Source organism: Rhodopila sp., assembly GCF_035548235.1.
GTDB lineage: Bacteria > Pseudomonadota > Alphaproteobacteria > Acetobacterales > Acetobacteraceae > Rhodopila.
Genome location: NZ_DASZTJ010000069.1, coordinates 1 through 2,061, shown reverse-complemented (window position 1 = coordinate 2,061; position 2,061 = coordinate 1). Strand labels below are relative to the sequence as shown.

At 71.9% G+C, this 2,061-nt stretch carries 2 protein-coding genes; one reads left to right on the top strand and one right to left on the bottom strand.

The annotated features are described in order from the left end of the window. A partial coding sequence (gene selB / locus VHB27_RS05735; RefSeq protein ID WP_325598110.1) for a selenocysteine-specific translation elongation factor occupies nucleotides 1-1,712 on the top strand: 1,712 nt, incomplete at its 5' end. On the opposite strand, the gene VHB27_RS05730 is transcribed toward selB, so the two are convergent. After that, nucleotides 1,689-2,061, bottom strand: a 373-nt coding sequence (locus VHB27_RS05730) for a glycoside hydrolase family 3 N-terminal domain-containing protein (RefSeq protein ID WP_325598108.1), incomplete at its 5' end; no start/stop codon positions are given. The genes selB and VHB27_RS05730 overlap by 24 nt on opposite strands.

The window sequence follows — 2,061 nt, the reverse complement described above, 5'->3', positions numbered from 1 at the left end:
ATGAGCGCTTCGTGCACACCATGCTGGCGGGTGCGAGCGGGATCGACACCGCGCTGCTGGTCGTCTCCTTGCCCGAAGGTATTCGCCCGCAGACGCGCGAACATCTGCAGATCCTGTCCCTGCTGGGCATCGAGCGCGGCGTCGTCGCGCTGACCAAGCTCGACCTCGCGCCCGATCGCGTGGCCGGCGTCGAGGCGGCGTTGCATGACCTGCTGGCCGGGACGCCGTTGGCGTCGTCGCCGATCGTCCCCGTCTCGGCCGTGACGGGGAAGGGGATCGACGCGCTGCGGGCGGCGCTGCTTGCCTCGGCGGGCGCGGCGCGGGACGCTTCGGGCCATCCGCGGCTGGCGGTGGATCGCGCCTTCACCCTCTCGGGGGCGGGGTTGGTGGTGACCGGCACGCTGGTCGCGGGCCGGATCGCGGTGGAAGACCGGCTGCTGCTCTCGCCCTCCGGCCTGGACCTGCGGGTCCGCGGCCTGCACGCGCAGAACAAGCCGGCGCAGGCGGCAACGGCCGGCCAGCGTGTGGCGCTGAACATCACAGGTCCGCGCCTGTCGAAGGACACCGTCACCCGAGGCGACTGGGTCCTGCATCCCGACCTGCATGCACCGACCACGGCGATCGACATCCGCCTGCGCCTGTTGCCCGACGCGCCGCACGCGCTGCGTCAGGACACGCAGGTGCATCTGCATCTCGGCGCCGCGCATGTCATGGCGCGCGTGTCGCTGCTGGATCGGGACCGGCTGGAGCCGAGCGAAGCCGCGCCGGTCCGCCTGGCGCTGTCCCAGCCGATCGGCGCCCTGGCGCGCGACCGGGTGGTGCTGCGCGATTCCGGTGCGACCGCGACGATTGGCGGCGGCGTGGTGCTGGACCCGTGGCCGCCGCGCCGAGGCCGCCGCACCCAACGGCGCCTGGCGCAACTGACGGCGCTGGAGGCCTCGGACGCCGCCACCGCGCTGCGGGACCTGCTGGCCGTGGCGCCCGGCTGGACGGAGCAGGCGGATTTCCTGCGCGCCTGGAACGTGACCGCCGCGGCTTCCGTGCAAGCGGCCGCCGGCGCGGTCGCCGCGGGGCCGTTGTTGCTGTCGCGTGCCGCGTTCGACGCGCTGCACCGGTCGGTGCTGTCCACGCTGATCTCGTTCCATAAGCAATCACCCGAACAGCCCGGGCTCCAGCCCGCCCGGTTGCGGCTTGCGCTCGAGGAGCGGCCCTCGGTCGCCGGGTTCGCCGGGGTGATCGAGGCTCTGCTGCGCGCGGGCGCGATCGCGCAGGACGGCCCCTGGCTGCGCATGCCGGGGCACAAGATCAGCCTGTCGCCCCAGGATCAGCGCGCCTGGGCGGCGGCCCAGCCGTTGATCGCGGCCGAACGGTTCCGTCCGCCGCGGACCCGGGATTTGGCGGCGGCGCTGAAGGTTCCCGAACCGGCGATGCGTGCGACGCTGAAGCGGCTGCAGCGGATGGGACAACTGGTCGAGGTCGCGCCGGACCATTTCTTCCTGCGTGAAACCGTCGTCGAGATGGCTGTGGTCGCCGCTGAAACGGTCGACCAGGATGGGCTGCTGACGGCGGCGGCATTCCGCGATCGGCTGGACAACGGGCGCAAGGTGGCCATCCAGGTGCTGGAATACTTCGACAAAGCGGGGCTGACCGTTCGGTCCGGCGATGTGCGCAGGGTGCGTGCCGATCGGTTAGGCCTGTTCGGGGCGCACTGACGTTGATGCCAGGATCGCCTGTCGTTCCGTCGCCAAGTCGTTGCGATCGATCCTGATGCGCTGAGATGCGACGATCGCGCGTCCGGCGGCCAGGCGTGCGCGGGCGGCCTCCGTGACAGGCGGACAGCCGCGCAGCAGCGCTTCGGTCGCCTCGAAGTCTCCCGCACCGTACAGCGCGAGGTCGCACCCCGCCGCCAGCGCGCGCTGCGCAGAATCCTTGGGCTGGTCCGAGACCGCTTTCATCGACAGGTCGTCAGTGACCAGGAGGCCTTGGAAGCCGATCGACCCGCGGATGACGTCGCGGATCACGGCGGCGGACAGCGTAGCCGGGTTGGCCGGGTCGAGCGAT